Raw genomic sequence first — 20,073 nt, 5'->3', positions numbered from 1 at the left:
CTCTCCACTGCCGATCCGAAGGGGTCGGCCATACGTGTTCTTGGAAGGGACATCCGGCATGGCGGCCCGCTTCCATCGGCGCCCGGATAGGCCGGAACTCCGCCACTTCGGAAGAGAGCATACGTATGTTATGCTATGCACGGGCACCGCTCACCGAGGGCGAAACGTCCGCGTGGACGAGGCCGGACGCATTGCCAAGAGCGCGCCGACGGCCTAGCGCGAGACGGCCTCGCACGGGGCGCACAAGGGCCTGCAAATGGCCAGGAGGATTGGTTTTGGGACGCGCACCGACCGGACGGCCGACCAGCTTCGACATCGCCTACCGCGCGGGGGTATCGCAGCCCACCGTGAGCCGGGCGCTGCGAGGCGAAAAGTCCGTCAGCGCCGAGACCCGCGCCAAGATCGAGGCGATTGCGGCGGAGCTGAACTATACGGTCGACAAGAACGCCAGCTCGCTGCGGTCCCAGCGGTCCAACACGATCGCGCTGCTGTTCTTCGAGGACCCGACGCCCGACCGCAGCATGATCAATCCCTTCTTCCTCGCCATGCTGGGATCGATCACCCGCGCCTGCGCCGATCGCGGGCTGGACCTTTTGATATCGTTCCAGAAAATGGAAGACGACTGGCACGTCCGTTATCAGGACAGCCACCGCGCCGACGGGCTGATCCTGCTCGGCTATGGCGATTACACGCTCTACCGCAAGCGGCTCGAACAGCTGGTGCGGCAAGGCACATGCTTCGCGCGCTGGGGCTCGGTCTCGAACGATGCGAGCGGGGTGACGGTAGGCACGGACAATCACGCGGCCGGGCGCCTTGCGGGCAAGCACCTGATCGCAAACGGGCGCCGCCGGATCGCCTTCCTCGGCCATGCGGACGAACATTATCCCGAATTCCATGGCCGTTACCTCGGCCTTTCCGCGGCCCTGGAGGATGCGGGCCTGCCCCAGGACGCGGGCCTCCAGTTCGATGCCATCACCACCGAAGAGGCAGGCCATGACGCCGCCATCGCCCTGATGGATAGCGGGCGCGACTTCGACGCGATCTTCGCGGGCAGCGACCTGATCGCGATCGGGGCGATGCGCGCACTCGCCGAAGCGGGCCGTAGCGTGCCCGGCGACATCGCCGTGGTCGGCTTCGACGATATTCCCGCCGCCAGCCTGACCACCCCGCCGCTGACCACGGTGATGCAGGACATCACCGGCGCGGGCGCGGCGCTGGTGGAAACGCTGATCGCGCAGATCGAAGGGCGCGAGACCGCACCGCGCAAGCTGCCCGGAAAACTGGTGGTGCGGGCCTCCAGCGGGCCTGCCGAAGAATAGACCACATTCGTATGCGGCCTTGCCGCACCTGCCGCTTCATGCGAGCCGAGCCCAATTCATCCGAGCGGGCGTAAAGACTTGGGCCGGATGCGGACGAGGACATATTTCATGACACATGCGCTGACCGAAAAACCGCGCCAGAGCTTACGCGGGCTGTGGAACATGAGCTTCGGCTTCTTCGGTATCCAGATCGGCTTCGTGCTGCAGAATTCGAACATGAGCCGCATCTTCCAGACCGTGGGCGCCTCGCTCGACGACCTGCCCGCGCTCTGGGTCGCCGCGCCGCTGACGGGGCTGATCGTGCAGCCGATCGTGGGCCATCTGTCGGACAAGACCTGGAACCGGTTCGGCCGCCGCCGTCCCTATTTCATGACCGGCGCGCTGCTGGCCGCGCTGGCGCTGTTCCTCATGCCCTTCGCGCCCGCTTTCGCCGCGCCGCTGGTCTTTGCCGCCGGATTGCTGTGGCTGCTCGACGCCAGCCTCAATATCGCGATGGAGCCTTTCCGCGCATTCGTGGGCGACATGCTCGACCGCTCGCAGCACGCCACCGGCTATGCCGTGCAGACCGCCTTTATCGGCGCCGGTGCAGTCTTCGCCGCGATATTCCCATGGTTGCTCGGCCATCTCGGCGTGAGCAATGTGGCCCCGGCGGGCGAGATCCCCGATACGGTCCGGTGGAGCTTCTGGGCCGGCGGCATCGCCCTGTTCGCGGCGATCGGCTGGACCGTATTGACCACGCGCGAATATTCGCCCGAGGAAATGGCGGCTTTCGAAGCGGAACGCGCAACCGCCGTAGCCCAGCCCGTTTCCGCACTGGCGGAGAAAAACTATGGTTCGGCGCTGGTCTGGCTGGCGCTGGGCGCGGGCATCGCGCTGATCGTCGCCCCGCTCGGCCTGGAAAAGGAAATCTACCTGCTCGGCGCCCTGCTGGCGACTTACGGCGTGCTTTCGGCAATCGCGATATCGCTCGCGAAACGGGGCCGCTCCGCCAACATGCTGTCCACCATCGTGGGTGATTTCGCCGGCATGCCCGCCACCATGAAGCGGCTGGCGCTGGTGCAGTTCTTCAGCTGGTCCGCACTGTTCGTGATGTGGATTTATTCCGGCCCGATCGTATCGCAATATTTCTACAGCAGCGCCGATCCCACCACTGCCGCCTATAACGAGGGCGCGAACTGGTGGAACCTGATCTATACCGTGCAGAACGGGGTCGCCGCCGTGGCCGCCCTGTTGCTGCTGCCCAAGCTGAGCAAGCGGCTCGGCAAGGCGCGGACGCATATGCTCTGCCTGCTGGCGGGCGCGCTCGGGTTCTTGGGGTATTTCTTCCTGCGCGATCCGAACCTGCTGATCCTGTGCGAAATCCTGCGCGGCGTGGCCTGGGCGTCGATCCTCGCCATGCCCTACGCGATCCTTGCCAGCAGCCTCCCGCAGGCCAAGCTCGGCATCTACATGGGCCTGTTCAACATCTTCGTGGTGCTGCCACAGTTGCTGGTGGCCACGGTCATGGGGTCGATCATGAATGCGCTGTTTCCCGGCGACCCCATCTGGACGATGCTGTTCGGAGCCGCGGTTTGGACCATCGCCGCCTTCGCCATGCTGCGGGTACGTGATGCGGGGTGATATCCAGCCCCCTGGCATCGGCAGGGGACCGGCTCATCCATTCGGACGCGGTAGCATTCAGGCTCCGGGCTATTGCGCCCGGGCCCCGTTGACGAACTGATAGGAGCTGAAGCGGCCGCCTTAACCGGCAGCCGCGTCACCCGTGCCCACAAGCGCTTCGGCAGCGCGGCGAACGAGTTCGCGGGCCACTTCTTCCTTGGGCATTTCCGCCAGGCTCTCGACCCCGCCGGGGGTGACGATATGCACCTGGTTGAGATCGCCGCCCATCACGCTTTCGCCTTCCGCCGCCGAAACATTGTTCGCGATGATCCAGTCGGCCCCCTTGCGCTTGCGCTTGGACTTGGCGTTTTCGACCACGTTTTCGGTTTCGGCGGCAAAGCCGATCAGCAGCTGCGGACGTTTGCGCCCGGCCGCCACGGCGGCGAGGATGTCGGGGTTTTCGGCAAGGATGAGCGCGGGCGGCGCGCTGCCGCGCTTCTTCATCTTTTCGGACGCGACATGGCGGCTCTTCCAGTCGGCCACTGCCGCGACCATGAAGGCCGCATCGGCGGGCAGCGCATTGCGCACTTCTTCCGCCATATCTTCCGCGGTTTCCACGTCGATCCGGTCGACCCCGACCGGCGTCGGCAAATGCACGGGACCAGCGATCAAGGTGACCCTGGCCCCGGCAGCAGCGGCCATGGCCGCAATCGCGAAGCCCTGCTTCCCGCTCGAACGGTTTGCGATGTAGCGCACCGGATCGATCGGTTCACGAGTTGGTCCGGCGGTTACCAGAACATGCTTGCCATAGAGCGGGCGATGCTCCGGATTTTCATCGAAGATCGCCTGACCGTAAAGCGGATCGGCCGCCAGCGCCGCACCGTGATCGGCATAGGCGATGTCTTCGGGCATGGGCTGCGGCATGGCGCGTTCGTCCTGCCGGGCCACGGTGTGGTTGATCGCTTCGCGGTCGGTCGGCGGAGCGGCAGCGGCGCCGCCCTTCTTGGCCAGCAGCGGACCGCTGAAGTCGGGCTTGAATTCGGTTTCCTGAAACTCCGCCTCGTCGAAATCGGGTTCGTCGAAGTCGCCGTCGTCGAAATCCTGCTCTTCATCCTCGGCGTCGCGGGTTTCGGTGCTGCGCGGAATAATCGCGTTCAGCAGGCTGCCGAGGCCCGAACCGCTGCTGGAGCTTTCTTCCTCGTCATATTCGTCCTCGCCTTCATCGGCAAAGGCGGCCGGCGAAGGCGGCGCGAGCTGCGGGGCGGGCCCGTTGAGTTCGGGCAGGTCGATGTCGAGATCGAGCGCGTCGGCGATGGCCTTGAGGATGGCCGGTGGTTCGGGCAAGCGGCCGGGGCCGAATTCGCCGCAGGCCATCGCCCCTTCATCGGGGTTCATCACCGTGACGCCCGCCTGGCGAAGCCAGCTGGCGTTGCGCTGGGTGGCCGAATGTTCCCACATGCGCACGTTCATCGCGGGCACGGCGATCACCGGCTTGTCGGTCGCGAGAATCAGCGTGGTGGCAAGATCATCGGCGATGCCGGCGGTCATCTTGGCCAGCAGGTCGGCAGTTGCCGGGCAAACGACAACCAGATCCGCCTGACGCGAAAGCTGGATGTGGCCCATCTCCACTTCGTCCTTCAAATCGAAGAGCGAGGTATAGACCTTGTTTTCGGACAGGGCCGCCAGCGCCATGGGCGTGACGAACTGCTGCCCGCCTTCGGTCAGCACGCAGGTGACATCGCCGCCCGCCTTGCGGATGAGTCGCACGAGTTCGCAGCTCTTGTAGGCGGCGATGCCGCCACCGATCACGAGCAGAATTTTTGGGCCGCTCATGCGCCCAAATCCGCGGTTTTCGTGGCGCGCAGCGTCAGCGGCGCGAACCGGCTGGTGTAATCCCATTGCGTCATTGATGCGCTTGCTAGCGCCCCCCGTCCGTCATTGCCAGCACGCAAAAGCGTGACATTCCTGCGCACCCTTGCCAGCGTATGGTTTAGAAAACGGTAATGCTGAGGACCTTCCATGCAATTCATTCTCGTCATCCTGCTGGCTCTGGGCGCCCTGCTCGACCTGATGCTGGGGATCAGCTTCTTTCTCGACCCGGCCACGGCAGGCGCGGATTTCGGACTGCAATCCGCCACGCCGGAAGGGCTTTCGGCGATGCGCGGGGACTTTACCGCCTTTTTCTGGCTGGCCGCGTTATGCATGGGCTGGACCGCGTGGAAACGGCGCGCGGACATGCTGTGGCCTGCGCTGGCCCTGTTCACCATCGCCTTCACCGGCAGGCTGGTCAATCTTATCGCGGTCGGCACCTATGACGGCTGGTGGCAGCCGATGGCGGTGGAGGCGCTGCATGTCGTCGTGATGGTGCTGGCCATCAGGCTGCTGCCCTATGGCCGGGTCAGCCCAGCAGGCCCTGCGTAAGCGCGGCCCAGACGCCGATCCCGCCGGCGCCGGCGGCCACGAGATAGCCGAACCAGCCGCGGCCCTTCTGCATGCGTTCGCGGCGTTCCCAAATGAGCTCCACCTCAGGCAGCGGCGGCGCTTCAGGCGCGCCCCCCTTGGGCGGGAAGCGGTCCTCGATCCGGCGCACGAGCGCAGGGATCCGCAGAAGCGTTTCGGTATCTTCGCGAATGCGGTCGGCAATCGCGGCCTCGGGGCCCAGTTCGTCGCGAATCCAGCTGCGCACGAAGGGCGCGGAAACGTCCCACATGTTGATCTTTGGATTGAGCTGGGTGGCGATGCCTTCGACCATCACCATGGTTTTCTGCAGCAGCAGCAGATGCGGCTGCGTCTGCATGTCGAAATCGCGGGTGATCGCGAACAGCCCGTCGAGCATCTGGCCCACCGAAAGCTCGCTCACCGGCTTGCCGCGCATCGGTTCGCCCACGGCGCGTAGCGCGGTCGCGAACTCGTCGACATTGTGATAGCTCGGCACATATTGCGCCTCGAAATGGATTTCGGCGACGCGGCGGTAATTGCCCGTGGTCAGGCCATAGAGGATTTCCGCCAGCCACATGCGCGCCTGCCGGTCGATCCGGCCCATGATGCCGAAATCGATCGCCGCAATCGTGCCGTCGGGTTTCACGAACAGATTGCCCTGATGCATGTCGGCGTGGAAGAACCCGGCCGAAATCGCCTGCTTGAGGAAGGCGAGGACGAGGCGGCTGGCCAGTTCGTCCATGTCGTGGCCTGCGGCAATCAGCGCCTCGGTATTGCTGATCTTGATCCCGTCGACCCAATCGACCGTCATCACCCGGCCATTGGTCCGGTCCCAGTCGATCCCGGGGATCTCGTATTTCTCGGTGCCGACCATATGCTCGGCCAGCTCGGACGCGCTGGCGGCTTCGCGGCGCAGGTCCAGTTCGCGCAAGGTCCAGCGCTTGAAATTGGCGATGGTCAGCCGGGGCCGCAGCCGCGCCGCTTCGCCGCCGAAGCTTTCCAGATGCGCGGCGGCCCATTCGTAAGTGGAGATGTCCTTGGCGAACCGTTCGCGCACGCCGGGGCGCAGCACCTTGACGGCGACCTGCCGGCCATCGGTCGTCACCGCGCGGTGAACCTGCGCGATGGAGGCTGCGCCCACCGGTTCGGGATCGAATTCCGCCCAGAGATTCTCCAGCGGCTGCTCGAAACTTCCCTCGATGCTCTGGCGAATCTGCTCGAACGGCACGGGCGGCAGATTGTCCTGCAGGCTGAGCAGGTTCTTCGCCGCATCCTCGCCCACGAGATCGGGCCGCGTCGCCAGCGTCTGGCCGAGCTTGATCGCGGCGGGCCCGATTTCGCGGAATGCGCCGGCGTAATCGGGCTCCTTCGGCTGGACCGTGCCGAACCGGGCGATCCGCGCGAGACGCTTGACCGGCGCGGGCGTGTTGGGATCGTTCTCGATCCCGCGCAACGCCCCGTGGCGCGCGAGCGTACGGCCCCATTTCAGCAGCCGCCAGATGTGCGTTGCGGGTTTGGCCACCCTAGACTTTCCAGCCCGAATGGATCGCCACGAGCCCGCCCATGATCGGCTCGACCCGGGTGTTCGAGAAGCCCGCCTCGCGGATCATCGCCTCGAAGGCGGCCATGTCGGGGAAACGGCGGATCGATTCGATGAGATAGCGATAGCTGTCCTCGTCCCCCGCAACCGCCTTGCCGATCTGCGGCACCAGCTTGTGCGAATAGAGGTCGTAGGCTTCCTTGAAGCCCGGCCATTCGACGGTCGAGAATTCGAGGCAGTAAAACCGCCCGCCGAATTTCAGCACCCGGTGCGCTTCCTTCAGCGCCTTGAGCGTGTGCGTGACGTTGCGAATGCCGAAAGCGATGGTGTAGGCGTCAAACGTCCGGCTAGAAAAGGCCAGTTCTTCGGCGTTCTGGCGGCTCCACACCAGCCCGTCGATGCCGCGGTCCATTGCGCGCTCGATACCGACGTCGAGCATGTCCTGATTGATGTCCGACACGGTGACGCTTGCGCCCTTGTCCGCCAGGCGGAAAGCGATGTCGCCCGTGCCGCCCGCCATGTCGAGGATCTGTTCGCCCGGCTGCGGTTTCACGCGAGCCACGAAGCGATCCTTCCACAGGCGGTGCATGCCCATGGACATCGCATCGTTCATCACGTCGTATTTGGCGGCGACATTCGAAAACACCTCGCCCACGCGGCCGGTCTTCTCGCTTGCATCGATGTCTTCGTAGCCGAAGGAAACAGTGTCACTCATGGGAGGGAGCCTTAGGGGGAATTGAGCGGGGCGCAAAGGGTGTTAGAGGGGTTTTCATGCCAGAGCTTCCCGAAGTCGAAACAACGGTGCGCGGCCTTGCGCGGTTCCTGCAGGGCGAGACCATCACGCGGGTGACGGTCAACCGCCCCGACATGCGCCGCCCCTTCCCGCCCGATCTGGTGCAGGCACTGACCGGGGCGAGCGTCACGCACCTCTCGCGCCGGGCGAAATACGGCCTCATCCACACCAGCCGCGACCACGCGATGGTGTTCCACCTCGGCATGAGCGGACGCTGGCGAATCGACCCGGCAGAGGACGAAAAGCACGACCATCTGGTGATCGAGACCGCAGGCCACCGCTTCGCACTCAACGATCCGCGTCGCTTCGGCTCGGTCGATCTGATGACGGCGCAAGAGCTGGTGACGTGGAAACCCTTCGCCGCGCTGGGGCCGGAGCCGCTAGGCGACGACCTCACCCCCGAACATTTGCGCGAGGCTACCAAGGGACGCAAACAAGCGATCAAGCTGCTGCTGCTCGACCAGAGCATCGTGGCGGGTCTCGGCAATATCTATGTCTGCGAGGCGCTATGGCATGCTGGCATCCATCCGCGAAAGGCCGGCGGCAAGGTGACCATGCCGCAGCTCCGCCGCCTCGTCCCCGCGATCAAGGACGTGCTGGAGCGCTCCATCCGCGACGGCGGCAGCACCTTGCGCGATTTCGCCCAGCCCGACGGAAATCTCGGCTATTTCGCCACCCGCTTCCACGTCTACGGACGCGAGGGCGAGCCCTGCCACCACGAGGACAGCGGCACGATCCGCCGCATCGTGCAGGGCGGGAGAAGCACGTGGTTTTGTCCGGTTTGTCAGAGGTGAAGTCGAAAGAGATGCAATCTCTGCTCTTTTCGATTACAATCGCAGAGTGAAATCGAGCGCAATCACTCGTCTCAAGGCATGCGGCAGAGGGTTTGCTGCTATTGGATTGCTGATTTCTCTCACGGCAACATGGGTTCCTCCCACCACGGAAACTTTGCAGGCTCATGCCGACCGCCTCATTGAGAAATGCAAGGCAGAGAACCTGATCGAGGTCGTGGTCGAGTCACCGCAGGTAATGAAAATCAAAGTCTTGAAAGATCCTGAGGAGCGGACTGATGCAGAGACTTCGGCGCTTCAATGCTTAAGCCGACAAACAATGGGGCATGTCGACTTCCGCCCAGCGGCTGATCTGCTTCTCACGGCGCAAAAGACAAATTGATTGCCGCGAAAGGGAACGCGGACCGATCCCGAAAAGCGACTGAACTCATAAATCCAGCGAGGCATATTCCCGTGGCGGGGGCAGGCCGTCCATCTTCTCGCTCAGCAGCGGGCGGAAGCTGGGGCGGCTTTTCATGACCATGTACCAGCCCTGCGCCTGCTCGTGCCCGCGCCAGTCGACCGCGCCGAGGTAATCCACCACAGAGAGATGCGCCGCGCAGGTCAGGTCGGCGAGGCTCAGCTGCGGGCCCGCAAGCCATTGCCGCGTATCGACCAGCCAGTCGATATAATCGAGGTGGCCATGCAGTAACCGGCCCATCTGGCGCAGCACCTGCCCATCGGGCGGCTGGCGCAGGACCAGCCGCTTTTTCATCTTCTCGTGCAGTGCGGGCTCTGTCACATCGTTATAGAAATTCTCATCGAACAAGGCCGTCAGGCGGCGGATTTCGGCGCGCTGCATCGCATTGCCCGAGATCATCGGCACGCGCTCGACCGTTTCTTCGAAGAATTCGCAGATCGCCTGGCTATCGCACAGGATTACGCGGCGCGCGGGATCGTGAAGCACCGGGGTCCGCCCCGCCGGATTGAGCTGCCAGAACGCATCGCGCGCTTCCCAGGGATTTTCCCGGACAAGCTCATAGGCGACCGCTTTCTCCCCCATGAGGAGACGCAGCTTCCGGCTGAAGGGACACAAAGGGAATTGGTGCAGCTGCCACATGCTGGAGCGCTCATGCATCAGCGGCGCGCCCGCGTCCACTGGCAGTCACTGCGCGGTCAAAGTTTTGCGACGTTTTTCAATTGGCTTGCGGGGTGATGGTCTTCATCCGGGCGGCCATGTCCCTGAGAGTGGGCGCCATGGTTTCGAGCGCCTTCGCCATCGATCCCATCGCATTGAGGGCGCGTGGAAGGTTGCGTTCGATCTCTTCCGGGGCGCGGCTGCTGAGCGGCGCAATCTTGCGCAGCGTCGCATCCGGATCGACTGGGGGCAGATCCTTGCCGGTCAGGTCTTCGCTCATCTCCCCCGCGGCAGCAACTAGCGGGGCGATCGGCAGGTCGAGCAGGACTTCGCCCATGGTGCGAACCATCAGCGCCAGCTCGCGCTGCGTATCCGGATCCTGCATGCGCTCGGCAAAGCCGGAAAGATCTTGCGAGGCGTCCTGGTTGTGAATCGGCTCGCCAATCTCCACGACTTCCTGAGCCGACAGCGACATCGGTGCGGCAAGAGCCGCAGTCGCCATAGTCGCCAAGATAAGTTTACGCATTGCTATCCCCATTCGGCAGTTCACGGGATCGATAGGCCGCTGCCGCTGACAGGGGCCTGAACACCGCTTAAAGCCCCGAAGCGTCCAGCATCATGAGGCAGGCGGGCATCACCTCGTCCACCGCACCTTCATTTTGCAAGTCACGCGCTTCCTTCGCCGCGAGTTCCTGCAACGCGGTGCGGTCAAGGCTCAGCTCATCCATCAATCGCGCAGTACTGCGCACGAAAAACTCGCGCCCCCGCTTGTTCATCGGAGGATAGGCCAGAGCAGCCTCGACGCCTTCACTCTGCCCCTGCGCCACGATGGCGAAGGCGGCCGAGCAGCGCAGCGTGGCGGATTGCTGGGCGGTGAGCTGCGGCGTTGCCGCAGTCTCCTGCGCCTGTGCGGCGGGAGAGAGCATGAGGACAGCGAGCGGGGCCATAAGCAGTTTCATGCGGCCACTTCTATATCCTGCACGCTGAACGGCAAGCAACACGTCTTGCGAGCGCCAGCGCCCTTCCCTAGGCCCGATCGCCAAAGGAGATATACGCGCCATGAAAACCAGAGCAGCCGTAGCATTCGAAGCGAAGAAGCCGCTGGAAATCGTCGAACTCGATCTGGAAGGCCCGAAAGAAGGCGAAGTGCTGGTCGAGATCAAGGCGACCGGCATCTGCCATACCGATGCCTATACGCTGGACGGACTCGACAGTGAGGGCCTGTTCCCCAGCGTGCTCGGCCATGAAGGTGCGGGCATCGTACGCGAAGTCGGCAAGGGCGTGACCTCTGTCAAGCCGGGCGACCACGTCATCCCGCTCTACACGCCCGAATGCCGCCAGTGTAAAATGTGCCTGTCGGGCAAGACCAACCTTTGCAGCGCCATTCGCGAAACGCAGGGCAAGGGCCTGATGCCCGATGGCACCACGCGCTTCAGCTATAACGGCAAGCCGATTTACCATTACATGGGGTGTTCGACCTTCTCGAACTTCACGGTCCTGCCCGAGATCGCAGTGGCGAAAATCCGCGAGGACGCGCCCTTCCAGACCAGCTGTTACATCGGCTGCGGCGTGACGACCGGCGTCGGCGCGGTGGTCAATACCGCCGATGTGCGCCCGGGCGACAATGTGGTGGTCTTCGGCCTTGGCGGGATCGGCCTCAACGTGATCCAGGGCGCGAAGATGGCGGGCGCGGACCGGATCGTGGGCGTCGACATCAACCCCGACAAGAAGCCTTATGCCGAACATTTCGGCATGACCGATTTCGTCAATCCCAAGGATGTCGACGATGTGGTGGCGACGCTGGTCGAAATGCTCGACGGCGGCGCGGATTACAGCTTCGACTGCACCGGCAATACCGAGGTGATGCGGCAGGCGCTCGAATGCTGCCACAAAGGCTGGGGCACCAGCATCATCATCGGTGTTGCCGAAGCCGGCAAGACCATCGAGACGCGCCCGTTCCAGCTGGTCACGGGCCGCAACTGGCGCGGCACGGCCTTCGGCGGCGCCAAGGGCCGGACCGACGTACCAAAGATCGTCGACTGGTACATGGACGGCAAGATCCAGATCGACCCGATGATCACGCATGTTCTGAAGCTGGAAGAAATCAACAAGGCGTTCGACCTGATGCATTCGGGCGAAAGCATCCGCAGCGTGGTGGTTTACGACTGATGGCCAGCAAAGTGACCCTCGCCGAAAAGTTCGGCACGTTCACCGAACGATGGGCGCCGCGCATTGTCGCGCGATACGAGGGTCACGAGGTGCGTATCGCGAGGCTCGAGGGGGAGTTCGAATGGCACAGGCACACTCATGACGAGCTGTTCCTGTGCCTCGACGGCGAGCTCGACATCGAGTTTCGCGGTCGTACCGAAACTCTGCATCCGGGCGACCTGCTCCTGATCGAGGCGGGGGAGGAACACAGGCCCAACGCACGCAAGGGAGAGGTTCAGGTCCTGCTGTTGGACCCGGCAGATTCCCCCAACACCGGCGATCCCGAAACCGCTACGATTGCGGTCGACGCCTGAAACCAAAGCGAGGAGAGTACCCATGTTCAATCATGTCATGATCGGCACCAACGATATCGAGAAATCGAAGGCTTTCTACGAGAAGGTCCTCAGCGTGCTGGGGGCGGCCGGTTCGATGGACAATACGTCCGACAGCGGCCACAAGCGAGTGTTCTTCATGCATGACGGCAACGTGCTGGCGCTGTCGCAGCCGATCAATGACGAGGCGGCGACCTGCGCCAATGGCTTCACGCTGGGTTTCAAATGTTCTTCGCCGGAACAGGTGAAGGAACTCCACGATGTCGCCATCGCCGCGGGCGGGACGACATGCGAGGATGCCCCCGGCCTTCGTCAGACCAGCATGGGCGATGTGCATCTGTCCTATTTCCGCGATCTCGACGGCCACAAGATTTGCGGCATCTATCGCCCCAAGTGAGCATGCGCGGCGAAGCGGGATTGCGGGCCGATTTGGACGCGCTCGCGATCCCCTTCGAACATCACGACCATGAAGCGGTCTTCACCGTGGCGGAAAGCCGCGGTGTGAAAGACGCCATTCCCGGCGAGCACACCAAGAACCTGTTCCTAAAAGATGCAGGCGGCGCGTTCTGGCTGGTGACCGTGCCCGCCGAAATGCGCGTGGACCTGAAGGCTCTGCCGCAGGCGATTGGCTGCAGGCGGGTGAGCTTCGGCAAGCCCGAGGACATGGACCGGCTGCTGGGCCTGACGCCGGGCTCGGTCACGCCGCTGGGCGCGATCAACGCCGCGCCGGGAAGCATCACCGTGGTCCTCGACCGGACCCTGGCAGAGGCAGACCGGATCAATGTCCACCCCCTTCGCAATACCGCGACCATCGGCCTGTCCGGCGCGGACTGCTTGCGACTGCTCGAACATTGGGGGCATGCGCCGCTGGTCGCAGACATACCCGCACAGGAAACCCGATGACACTCGAATACCTTTCGCAGAACAAGGCCTTTGGCGGCGAACAGTTCGTTCTCTCGCATCACTCCGAAAGCACCGGCACGGAGATGACCTTCTCAGTCTATGTGCCGCCGCATGCCGATGGCGCGAAACTGCCGGTGCTGTGGTATCTGTCGGGCCTGACCTGCACGCATGCCAACGTCACCGAAAAGGGCGAATACCGCGCAGCTTGCGCGGAGCACGGCGTGATCTTCATCGCCCCCGATACCAGCCCGCGCGGGCAGGATGTGCCCGATGCGGAAGACGAGTATGATTTCGGCAAGGGCGCAGGCTTTTATGTCGATGCGACACAGGCCCCTTGGGCGCAGCATTACCGGATGCGAAGCTATATCGAGGACGAATTGCCCGGCCTGGTCGAGGCGAATTTCCCGGTCGACCCGGCGCGGCAGGGGATCACCGGCCACTCGATGGGCGGCCACGGTGCGTTGACCATCGGACTGCGCAATCCGGACCGCTTCCGCTCCATCAGCGCCTTCGCGCCGATCGTCGCGCCCAGCAAGGTGCCATGGGGCGAAAAGGCATTAGCCCGCTATCTGGGCGAGGACCGCGCGGCATGGGCAGAATATGACGCAGTCGCGCTGATCGAGAACGGCGCGCGGGTCGATCATCTGCTGGTCGACCAAGGTACGGCGGACAATTTCCTCGAGGACCAGCTCAAGACCGGCCTTCTGTCGATGGCCTGCGCCAAGGCCGGCATTCCCGCGGACATCCGCATGCAGGAGGGCTACGACCACTCCTATTACTTCATCTCGACCTTCATGGCCGAGCATGTAGCCTGGCATGCGGAGAAGTTGAAATGATCCCGATTAAGCAATTTTCCGAGCCAGAGCGCTCAATCGCGCGCGCCGATGGCGCCTCTTAATGTTTGACCATGCCTTCGCCAGATTCGACGAGATGCTTGGAAGGGACTGGATCTTTTCTCAACCTCTCGATTAGCTTCTTGCATTTCGCAAGTTCGTCTGAGGATGCGAAGATCCTAGGTGGAATGTAATAGCCATGAGCTGGTCCGGTCTTAATGAAGAGCGAACCTTCTCGTTCGACTACATCGATAACACCTAGCCAGCTTGTATAATCCTCGCTGGTTTCAGTGCTCCAAGAGACCCCCGATGTGTCCAGCCAAACTGAATTTCAGCCAACTCGTTTGGGGTCGTCTGCTTGCAATCGTTCAAGCATCCTCATGAGAGAAATCTCAACTCCCAGCGAGACCCAAATTGAGAGACTGGCAGCGAGCACAATCCAAATGAGCACGAAAAAGTCAGTATTCGGTAGTAAGGCCTTCGCCACGAAATAGGTCAGCAAAAACGCGACCAGTCGAGACAAAACCGCAATCCCATACGAGTGATCAAAGCCGATCATTTCACGCACATTTTGTTCGAGCGCCCGTGTATCACCGACTACCCACTGGAAGGAGATGTGAACCGCATTATCCTCTTCTTCATACATGCCCGAGGTCGCCTCTTCGATTCATCCTCTCAGGGAAAAACACCCCTCACCCATGCGCGGCGATGAATTCCTCCACCACCGGCGCGATCCGGTCGCGCCATTTGCTGCCGTTGAAGATGCCATAATGCCCGGCACCTTCCGCCATGTAGTAGCGCTTTTTCGAGACATCGAGATTGGGCGTCAGCTCTAGTGCGGCACGGGTCTGACCCAGGCCAGAAATATCGTCCCGTTCGCCTTCGATGGCGAGCAGCGCGGTTTCCGTGATGTCTCCCAGATCCACGCGCTTGCCGCGGTGCATGAAGGTGCCGTTGGGGATGGAGTGTTTCTGGAATACCTCCACCACAGTCTGCAGATAAAATTCCGCCGTCATGTCGCAGACGCTGCGATATTCGTCGTAGAAATCCTTCGTCGCCTGCGCGCTCGCATCGTCGCCCTTGTTGAGGTGTTTGAACATCTCGTAATGGCTCATCATGTGATTCCCGAGGTTCATGGTCATGAAGCCGGCCAGCTGCATGAAGCCCGGATAGACCTTACGCCCCGATCCCCGATACTGCACCGGCACAGTGGCGATCACATTATGGCGGAACCACTCTATCGGCCGCTCCATCGCCAGATCGTTGACGCTGGTGGGTGAACACCGCGTATCGATCGGCCCGCCCATCATGGTCAACGTTTTCGGAGCGCATTCATTGCCGTCGCGGTTCATGATCGCAGTGGCAGCGAAAACCGGCACCGAGGGCTGGCACACCGCCATCACATTCGCGCCGCCGCCGTTTTTGCCCGGGCCGATATGCTCCAGAAACTCGATCACATATTCCATGTAATCATCGAGATCGAACTCGCCTTCGTGCAGCGGGACATCGCGCGCATCGGCCCAGTCGGTGACGAAAACCACGTAGTTCTGCAGCATGCGTTCGACCGTACCGCGCAGAAGCGTGGCGTGATGCCCGCTCATCGGCGCGACCACCAGCAGGCGCGGCGCATCTTCCGGAAGACCTTCGCGGTGGAATCGCTTGAGATCACCGAAGGGCTTGTTGAGCACGGTGGATTCCACCACTGGAAACTGGTCACGATCCACGGTCACGTGTTCGATCCCCCAGGCCGGTTTGCCATAAGTCGCCGTTGCGTGGGCGAAGACTTCCAGCGCGCTGGCGGCCATCTGGCCCATCCCCATGTAACCCATAGACAGCGCCGGATTCGAAAGCATTTCCGAGCCGATCGACGCAAAGGTGCTGGCGCTGGAAAGCCAGCTCCTCTGGAGTTCGTGAAGGTGGTAGAGCATATGCTGGCGTTCCCTGCTGGCCGCACTGTTATGGCTTTTTCCGCGGCACGTCCGATTTGCCACAATGTGACGATTGGTTCGCGATTGTGCAATGCACAAACAGTGTAAAAGTGCCGTTTGCGGCGCAGCGGTGTGGATTTTAGCGCTCCCCGCGCCTAACTGGGCGCACATGGACGAGACGGGTACACCTGAGAAAGCTCGCCGCCGGATATTCGGGCGGCGACGCGACGGCGAAAACCGCAGCCTGAAACCGCTGCGCATGGTGTACGATGCTGCCAAGGCCTATCCATTACAGCTGGTCCTGGCCGCCGCGGCCCTGCTGATCACCGCAATCATCAGCTCGCTGGCGCTGCCGAGCGCGCTGAAGCTTATCATCGACCGCGGTTTTGCGGCCGAAGGCGGGGCGGATATCGGGCGCTGGTTCCGTTATCTCCTGATCCTGGTGGGCGCCTTGGGCATCTTTACCGCCCTGCGTTTCTATTTCGTCAGCTGGCTGGGCGAACGCGTTGTCGCGGATGTGCGCAAGGCCGTGCACACAAACCTGCTGCGCCTTTCTCCTTCCTTCTTCGAGACCAACAGCCCCAAGGAAATCTCGAGCCGGATGACCGCTGATACCGCGATCATCGAGCAGACGGTGGGCACCACGCTCTCGGTCGCCCTGCGCAACCTCATCATGGCCGTCCTCAGCGTCGGCTATCTCTTCTGGCTCGCGCCGCAGCTGGCGCTCTATCTCGTCATCGGCATTCCCGTGGTGATCATCCCCATCGCCATCTTCGGATCCCGGCTCCGCAAGGTCAGCCGCACCAGCCAGGACCGCGTTGCCGACGTCGGCTCGATGGTGACGGAAGTCCTGTCGGCGACCAAGATCGTACAGGCCTTCGGCCAGCAGGCGCGCGAAGGCGAGCGGTTCGGCGACGCCGTAGAACGCACGTTCGATATTGCGCGGCAGCGCATCCTGATCCGGGCGGTGATGACGGCGATCCTCATCACACTGGTCTTCGGATCGATTACCGTTCTGCTGTGGCGCGGCGCCCTGCTGGTGGAAGAAGGCGTGATCACGGGCGGTACCATCGCGGCTTTCGTCTTCGCAGGCGTCATCGCTGCGGGCAGCTTCGGCGCGCTGACCGAAGTTCTGGGCGACCTGCTGCGCGCAGCGGGCGCGGCCAGCCGGCTTGCCGAGCTGCTTAATGCCGAGCCGGAGATTTCCGCACCGGAAAGCCCCATGCCGCTGCCAAAGCCGGCACGCGGCGGCCTGTCGTTCCGCAATGTGACCTTCCGCTATCCGACGCGGCCCGAAACTGCCGCGCTGGAAGATTTCACGCTGGAGGTCGAACCCGGCGAGACTGTGGCCATTGTGGGCCCATCGGGCGCGGGCAAGTCCACGCTGTTCCAGCTGGCCGAACGCTTTTACGACCCGCAGGCGGGCACTGTCAGGCTCGATGGAATTCCGCTCGCAAAGGCGGATCCGGCGGAAATCCGCCGCCGTATTGCCCTCGTTCCGCAGGAAGGCGTGTTGTTCTCCGCCAGTGCGCGGGACAATCTGCGGTATGGCCAATGGGACGCCACCGAGGAAGAAATCTGGCAGGCTGCCAAGGTCGCAAACGCCGCGGACTTTCTCGAAAATCTGCCGCGAGGGCTCGATACCCATCTGGGCGAGGACGGGACTCAGCTTTCGGGCGGCCAGCGCCAGCGCCTCGCCATTGCGCGTGCGCTCCTTCGCGATGCCCCGATCCTGCTGCTGGACGAAGCAACCAGCGCGCTCGATGCGGAAAGCGAACGGCTGGTGCAGGATGCGCTCGACCGCCTGATGGAAAACCGCACCACGCTGGTGATCGCTCACCGGCTCGCCACGGTGAGGGCGGCGGACCGCATCGTGGTCATGGATCAGGGTAGAATGGTCGAGCAGGGAACGCATGATCAGCTAGCGGTAAATGGCGGGCTGTATGCGCGCTTGTCGAAGCTTCAGTTCGGCGATGAAGCGGCCTGACCGTTCGACCAAATTCGCCGTCCATCCGACGAACGGCGACTCCCGTCGCCTCAATATGCTATCCAAACTGCACGAGGTCGCCTGCTCTCCTGCGAGCGCGGTCGGCTGCCTGAAGGAGACTGCACTCATGAAATCGAGAATTTTGACGCTTGGCGCATCGGCACTGGCCCTCGCCATCTGCGCACCTGCCATGGCGGAAGATGCCGCCGAGACGGCACCGGCAGCAGAGCAAACCCCGCTGCCCACGATGGAATTCGGCGACTGGGGCTTCGATCCGGCCTCCATCTCGCAGGATATCGATCCGGGCGACGACTTTTTCGCCTATGCCAACCAGAAATGGCTCGATGCCAATCCGCTGCCGGCAGAATTCAGCCGCTTCGGCGCTTTCAACCTGCTGCGCGAAAAGTCGACTTCGGACGTGAAGACGCTGGTCGACAGGTTGACTGCGAAAGACCCTGCCACGCTGACCGCCAATGAAAAGCGCATTGTCGATGCTTACGAGGGTTATCTGGATACGGCCGCCATCGAAGCAGCCGGCCTCGCTCCGGCGCAGCCCTATCTGGAAGAAATCAAGGGCGCCGAAACGCTCGCCAGCCTGGCAGAGCTCTGGGGTAGCCCGGGCTATTCCTCGCCGCTCTTCGCCTATGTCGAAGTTGATGCGAAAGAGCCGACGCGTTATTCGGTCCATGCCGGATCCGGCGGCCTCGGCCTGCCCGACCGCGACTATTATCTCGACGAGAGCGAGAAGGGCGCGAACATCCAGGCGAAATATCGCGAATACCTCGCCTTCCTGCTCGGCGAAGCTGGCTATTCGGATGCCGCCGGCATGGCGCAGAAGGTCTATGACTTCGAAGATTCGCTGGCCCGCAAGGTTGCTTGGGACCGCGCGACGCGCCGCAATGACGACCTGACCTACAATGCGCTGACGCCGGAAGAGCTCAACGCCAAGGCTGGCGGCTTCCCGCTCGCGGCAATGCTGACTGCCAGCGGTTTCGAAGATGTCGATCGTTTCATCGTGACCGACCTCCCGCCGAGCCAGGAACGCGCCGAAGAGCTCGGCCTCGATGCGGAAACCCTCGCCAAGATCGGCGGCGGCATGCCCGCCGCGATGCAGCTTATCCTCGAAACGCCGATGGATGTGCTGCAGGCGTGGACCGCCAAGGGCTTCCTTTCCAGCAACGCCGAAGTACTGCCCAAGCGGTTCGACGATGCGAATTTCGCCTTCTACGGCACGCTGCTCAACGGCACTCCCGAACAGCGCCCCCGCTGGAAGCGCGCCATCGGTGAAACCGAAAGCCTGATGGGCGAACTGCTCGGCAAATCCTATGTCGCCGACTATTTCCCGCCGGAAAACAAGGCGGCGATGGACGAACTCGTCGCCAATCTGCGCCGGGCGATGGCGAACTCTATCGAGGAACTCGACTGGATGGGCCGCGATACCAAAAAGCAGGCGATCGCCAAGCTGGACGCTTTCGATCCCAAGATCGGTTACCGGGACAATCTCGAAACCTACGAAGGCCTGACGATCCAGCCAGCCTCGCCGATTGCCAACCGTATCGAGGCTTCGAAATGGGCCTGGAACGACATGCTGAGCAAGCTTGGCGGCCCGATCGACCGGACCGAGTGGTATATGCTGCCGCAGACGGTGAATGCCTATTACAATCCGACCAAGAACGAGATCGTCTTCCCCGCCGCCATCCTGCAGCAGCCGTTCTTCGGCATCAGTGCGGATCCGGCGGTGAACTATGGCGGCATCGGCGGTGTGATCGGCCATGAAATGGGCCACGGCTTCGACGATCAGGGCTCCAAGTCGGACGGCACCGGCATGCTGCGCAACTGGTGGACCGATGCCGATCGCCAAGCCTTCGACAAGCTGGGCGATGCGCTGGTGGAACAGTATAATTCCTACTGCCCGCTGGACGATGGCGAAACCTGTGTGAATGGCCGCCTGACGCTCGGTGAGAATATCGGCGATCTCGGCGGGCTGAGCCTGGCCTACCGTGCCTACAAGCTCTCGCTGAACGGCAAGGAAGACAAGGTGATCGACGGCCTGACCGGCGATCAGCGCTTCTTCCTGGCCTGGGCGCAGGTCTGGCGTTCGCAGCAGCGCGAAGCTGCCGCACGTCAGCGCCTCACCACCGATCCGCACAGCCCCGAAGAGTTCCGCGTGAACGGCATCGTGCGGAACATGGACGCTTGGTACAAGGCGTTCAACGTGACCAAGGATGACGCGCTTTACCTCCCGCCGGAAGAGCGCATCAGCATCTGGTAAGCCGCAACACGG

At 62.8% G+C, this 20,073-nt stretch carries 20 protein-coding genes; 12 read left to right on the top strand and 8 right to left on the bottom strand.

All coding sequences use genetic code 11. The annotated features are described in order from the left end of the window. Nucleotides 1-275 precede the first annotated feature (275 nt). A complete protein-coding gene (locus tag K3175_RS06465; protein ID WP_221542569.1) occupies nucleotides 276-1,319 on the top strand; it encodes a LacI family DNA-binding transcriptional regulator in 1,044 nt (347 codons plus the stop codon). Nucleotides 1,320-1,427: 108 nt separating this feature from the next. Next, entirely contained in the window at nucleotides 1,428-2,939 is a 1,512-nt protein-coding gene (locus K3175_RS06460) for an MFS transporter (protein WP_221542568.1), read from the top strand. Between the two features lie 120 nt (nucleotides 2,940-3,059). Here K3175_RS06460 and K3175_RS06455 read toward each other — a convergent pair whose 3' ends face one another. Further along, nucleotides 3,060-4,751 carry a bifunctional phosphopantothenoylcysteine decarboxylase/phosphopantothenate synthase gene (locus K3175_RS06455; protein ID WP_221542567.1) on the bottom strand — a complete coding sequence of 564 codons (1,692 nt, stop codon included), beginning with the start codon at nucleotides 4,749-4,751 and terminating at the stop codon, nucleotides 3,060-3,062. A 186-nt stretch (nucleotides 4,752-4,937) separates the two neighbouring features. On the opposite strand from K3175_RS06455, the gene K3175_RS06450 reads away from it, so the two are divergent. After that, nucleotides 4,938-5,339 (top strand): hypothetical protein, encoded by a 402-nt coding sequence (locus tag K3175_RS06450; RefSeq protein WP_221542566.1) that lies wholly within the window; start codon nucleotides 4,938-4,940, stop codon nucleotides 5,337-5,339. On the opposite strand, the gene ubiB is transcribed toward K3175_RS06450, so the two are convergent. Then, nucleotides 5,317-6,879 (bottom strand): 2-polyprenylphenol 6-hydroxylase, encoded by a 1,563-nt coding sequence (ubiB, locus tag K3175_RS06445; RefSeq protein WP_221542565.1) that lies wholly within the window; start codon nucleotides 6,877-6,879, stop codon nucleotides 5,317-5,319. The two genes, K3175_RS06450 and ubiB, sit on opposite strands and share 23 nt — an antisense overlap. A 1-nt stretch (nucleotide 6,880) precedes the next feature. Next, nucleotides 6,881-7,612 (bottom strand): class I SAM-dependent methyltransferase, encoded by a 732-nt coding sequence (locus K3175_RS06440; protein WP_221542564.1) that lies wholly within the window; start codon nucleotides 7,610-7,612, stop codon nucleotides 6,881-6,883. 56 nt (nucleotides 7,613-7,668) lie between these two features. Between K3175_RS06440 and mutM the strand changes: the two genes are divergently transcribed. Both mutM and K3175_RS06430 read left to right on the top strand, forming a co-directional pair. Further along, a complete protein-coding gene (gene mutM / locus K3175_RS06435; RefSeq protein ID WP_221542563.1) occupies nucleotides 7,669-8,484 on the top strand; it encodes a bifunctional DNA-formamidopyrimidine glycosylase/DNA-(apurinic or apyrimidinic site) lyase in 816 nt (271 codons plus the stop codon). A 46-nt stretch (nucleotides 8,485-8,530) separates the two neighbouring features. Then, nucleotides 8,531-8,863 carry a hypothetical protein gene (locus tag K3175_RS06430; protein WP_221542562.1) on the top strand — a complete coding sequence of 111 codons (333 nt, stop codon included), beginning with the start codon at nucleotides 8,531-8,533 and terminating at the stop codon, nucleotides 8,861-8,863. A 45-nt stretch (nucleotides 8,864-8,908) separates the two neighbouring features. Here the strand turns inward: K3175_RS06430 and K3175_RS06425 are convergent, their stop codons facing one another. The 3 genes from K3175_RS06425 to K3175_RS06415 all read right to left on the bottom strand — a co-directional run bounded on the left by K3175_RS06425 (nucleotide 8,909) and on the right by K3175_RS06415 (nucleotide 10,557). After that, complete coding sequence (locus K3175_RS06425) at nucleotides 8,909-9,580, bottom strand: glutathione S-transferase family protein (protein ID WP_221542561.1); 672 nt, start codon at nucleotides 9,578-9,580, stop codon at nucleotides 8,909-8,911. A 76-nt stretch (nucleotides 9,581-9,656) separates the two neighbouring features. After that, nucleotides 9,657-10,124: a hypothetical protein gene (locus K3175_RS06420; RefSeq protein ID WP_221542560.1), complete on the bottom strand. Its 468-nt coding sequence runs from the start codon at nucleotides 10,122-10,124 to the stop codon at nucleotides 9,657-9,659. Between the two features lie 67 nt (nucleotides 10,125-10,191). Beyond that, entirely contained in the window at nucleotides 10,192-10,557 is a 366-nt protein-coding gene (locus tag K3175_RS06415) for a hypothetical protein (protein ID WP_247710760.1), read from the bottom strand. A 100-nt stretch (nucleotides 10,558-10,657) separates the two neighbouring features. Between K3175_RS06415 and K3175_RS06410 the strand changes: the two genes are divergently transcribed. The 5 genes from K3175_RS06410 to fghA are packed head-to-tail and all read left to right on the top strand — an operon-like array spanning nucleotide 10,658 to nucleotide 13,877. After that, nucleotides 10,658-11,767, top strand: coding sequence for an S-(hydroxymethyl)glutathione dehydrogenase/class III alcohol dehydrogenase (locus K3175_RS06410; protein WP_221542559.1), 1,110 nt, complete (start codon nucleotides 10,658-10,660; stop codon nucleotides 11,765-11,767). After that, nucleotides 11,767-12,120: a cupin domain-containing protein gene (locus K3175_RS06405; RefSeq protein WP_221542558.1), complete on the top strand. Its 354-nt coding sequence runs from the start codon at nucleotides 11,767-11,769 to the stop codon at nucleotides 12,118-12,120. The genes K3175_RS06410 and K3175_RS06405 overlap by 1 nt, the downstream gene beginning before the upstream one ends. Before the next feature lie 22 nt (nucleotides 12,121-12,142). Next, complete coding sequence (locus K3175_RS06400; protein ID WP_221542557.1) at nucleotides 12,143-12,535, top strand: VOC family protein; 393 nt, start codon at nucleotides 12,143-12,145, stop codon at nucleotides 12,533-12,535. Nucleotides 12,536-12,537: 2 nt separating this feature from the next. Continuing rightward, the gene (locus K3175_RS06395; protein ID WP_221543142.1) at nucleotides 12,538-13,041 is read left to right on the top strand and encodes a prolyl-tRNA synthetase associated domain-containing protein; all 504 of its coding nucleotides are present in this window, start codon (nucleotides 12,538-12,540) and stop codon (nucleotides 13,039-13,041) included. Next, entirely contained in the window at nucleotides 13,038-13,877 is an 840-nt protein-coding gene (gene fghA / locus K3175_RS06390; RefSeq protein WP_221542556.1) for an S-formylglutathione hydrolase, read from the top strand. The genes K3175_RS06395 and fghA overlap by 4 nt, the downstream gene beginning before the upstream one ends. Before the next feature lie 328 nt (nucleotides 13,878-14,205). On the opposite strand, the gene K3175_RS06385 is transcribed toward fghA, so the two are convergent. Further along, the gene (locus tag K3175_RS06385; protein WP_221542555.1) at nucleotides 14,206-14,520 is read right to left on the bottom strand and encodes a hypothetical protein; all 315 of its coding nucleotides are present in this window, start codon (nucleotides 14,518-14,520) and stop codon (nucleotides 14,206-14,208) included. A gap of 46 nt (nucleotides 14,521-14,566) precedes the next feature. Beyond that, nucleotides 14,567-15,802, bottom strand: coding sequence for a polyhydroxyalkanoate depolymerase (locus tag K3175_RS06380; protein WP_221542554.1), 1,236 nt, complete (start codon nucleotides 15,800-15,802; stop codon nucleotides 14,567-14,569). Between the two features lie 259 nt (nucleotides 15,803-16,061). Between K3175_RS06380 and K3175_RS06375 the strand changes: the two genes are divergently transcribed. Continuing rightward, entirely contained in the window at nucleotides 16,062-17,789 is a 1,728-nt protein-coding gene (locus K3175_RS06375) for an ABC transporter transmembrane domain-containing protein (RefSeq protein WP_425594833.1), read from the top strand. A 127-nt stretch (nucleotides 17,790-17,916) separates the two neighbouring features. Continuing rightward, on the top strand, nucleotides 17,917-20,061 hold the full coding sequence (locus K3175_RS06370) for a M13 family metallopeptidase (RefSeq protein WP_221542553.1): 2,145 nt from the start codon (nucleotides 17,917-17,919) through the stop codon (nucleotides 20,059-20,061). Nucleotides 20,062-20,073: the final 12 nt, after the last annotated feature.

This window comes from Qipengyuania aestuarii (assembly GCF_019711535.1).
Classification (GTDB): domain Bacteria; phylum Pseudomonadota; class Alphaproteobacteria; order Sphingomonadales; family Sphingomonadaceae; genus Qipengyuania; species Qipengyuania aestuarii.
Note: the sequence above shows the minus strand (reverse complement) of the source record. Positions and strands in the feature narration are given on the sequence as shown.

Coding starts and splice junctions, on each gene's coding strand:
- K3175_RS06420 (WP_221542560.1), bottom strand. CDS start 10,124: ATGCGTAAACTTATCTTGGCGACTATGGCGACTGCGGCTCTTGCCGCA.
- K3175_RS06370 (WP_221542553.1), top strand. CDS start 17,917: ATGAAATCGAGAATTTTGACGCTTGGCGCATCGGCACTGGCCCTCGCC.
- K3175_RS06400 (WP_221542557.1), top strand. CDS start 12,143: ATGTTCAATCATGTCATGATCGGCACCAACGATATCGAGAAATCGAAG.
- K3175_RS06405 (WP_221542558.1), top strand. CDS start 11,767: ATGGCCAGCAAAGTGACCCTCGCCGAAAAGTTCGGCACGTTCACCGAA.
- K3175_RS06410 (WP_221542559.1), top strand. CDS start 10,658: ATGAAAACCAGAGCAGCCGTAGCATTCGAAGCGAAGAAGCCGCTGGAA.
- K3175_RS06380 (WP_221542554.1), bottom strand. CDS start 15,802: ATGCTCTACCACCTTCACGAACTCCAGAGGAGCTGGCTTTCCAGCGCC.
- K3175_RS06385 (WP_221542555.1), bottom strand. CDS start 14,520: ATGTATGAAGAAGAGGATAATGCGGTTCACATCTCCTTCCAGTGGGTA.
- K3175_RS06375 (WP_425594833.1), top strand. CDS start 16,062: ATGGTGTACGATGCTGCCAAGGCCTATCCATTACAGCTGGTCCTGGCC.
- K3175_RS06460 (WP_221542568.1), top strand. CDS start 1,428: ATGACACATGCGCTGACCGAAAAACCGCGCCAGAGCTTACGCGGGCTG.
- K3175_RS06415 (WP_247710760.1), bottom strand. CDS start 10,557: ATGAAACTGCTTATGGCCCCGCTCGCTGTCCTCATGCTCTCTCCCGCC.
- mutM (WP_221542563.1), top strand. CDS start 7,669: ATGCCAGAGCTTCCCGAAGTCGAAACAACGGTGCGCGGCCTTGCGCGG.
- K3175_RS06395 (WP_221543142.1), top strand. CDS start 12,538: ATGCGCGGCGAAGCGGGATTGCGGGCCGATTTGGACGCGCTCGCGATC.
- K3175_RS06450 (WP_221542566.1), top strand. CDS start 4,938: ATGCAATTCATTCTCGTCATCCTGCTGGCTCTGGGCGCCCTGCTCGAC.
- fghA (WP_221542556.1), top strand. CDS start 13,038: ATGACACTCGAATACCTTTCGCAGAACAAGGCCTTTGGCGGCGAACAG.
- K3175_RS06440 (WP_221542564.1), bottom strand. CDS start 7,612: ATGAGTGACACTGTTTCCTTCGGCTACGAAGACATCGATGCAAGCGAG.
- K3175_RS06455 (WP_221542567.1), bottom strand. CDS start 4,751: ATGAGCGGCCCAAAAATTCTGCTCGTGATCGGTGGCGGCATCGCCGCC.
- K3175_RS06425 (WP_221542561.1), bottom strand. CDS start 9,580: ATGTGGCAGCTGCACCAATTCCCTTTGTGTCCCTTCAGCCGGAAGCTG.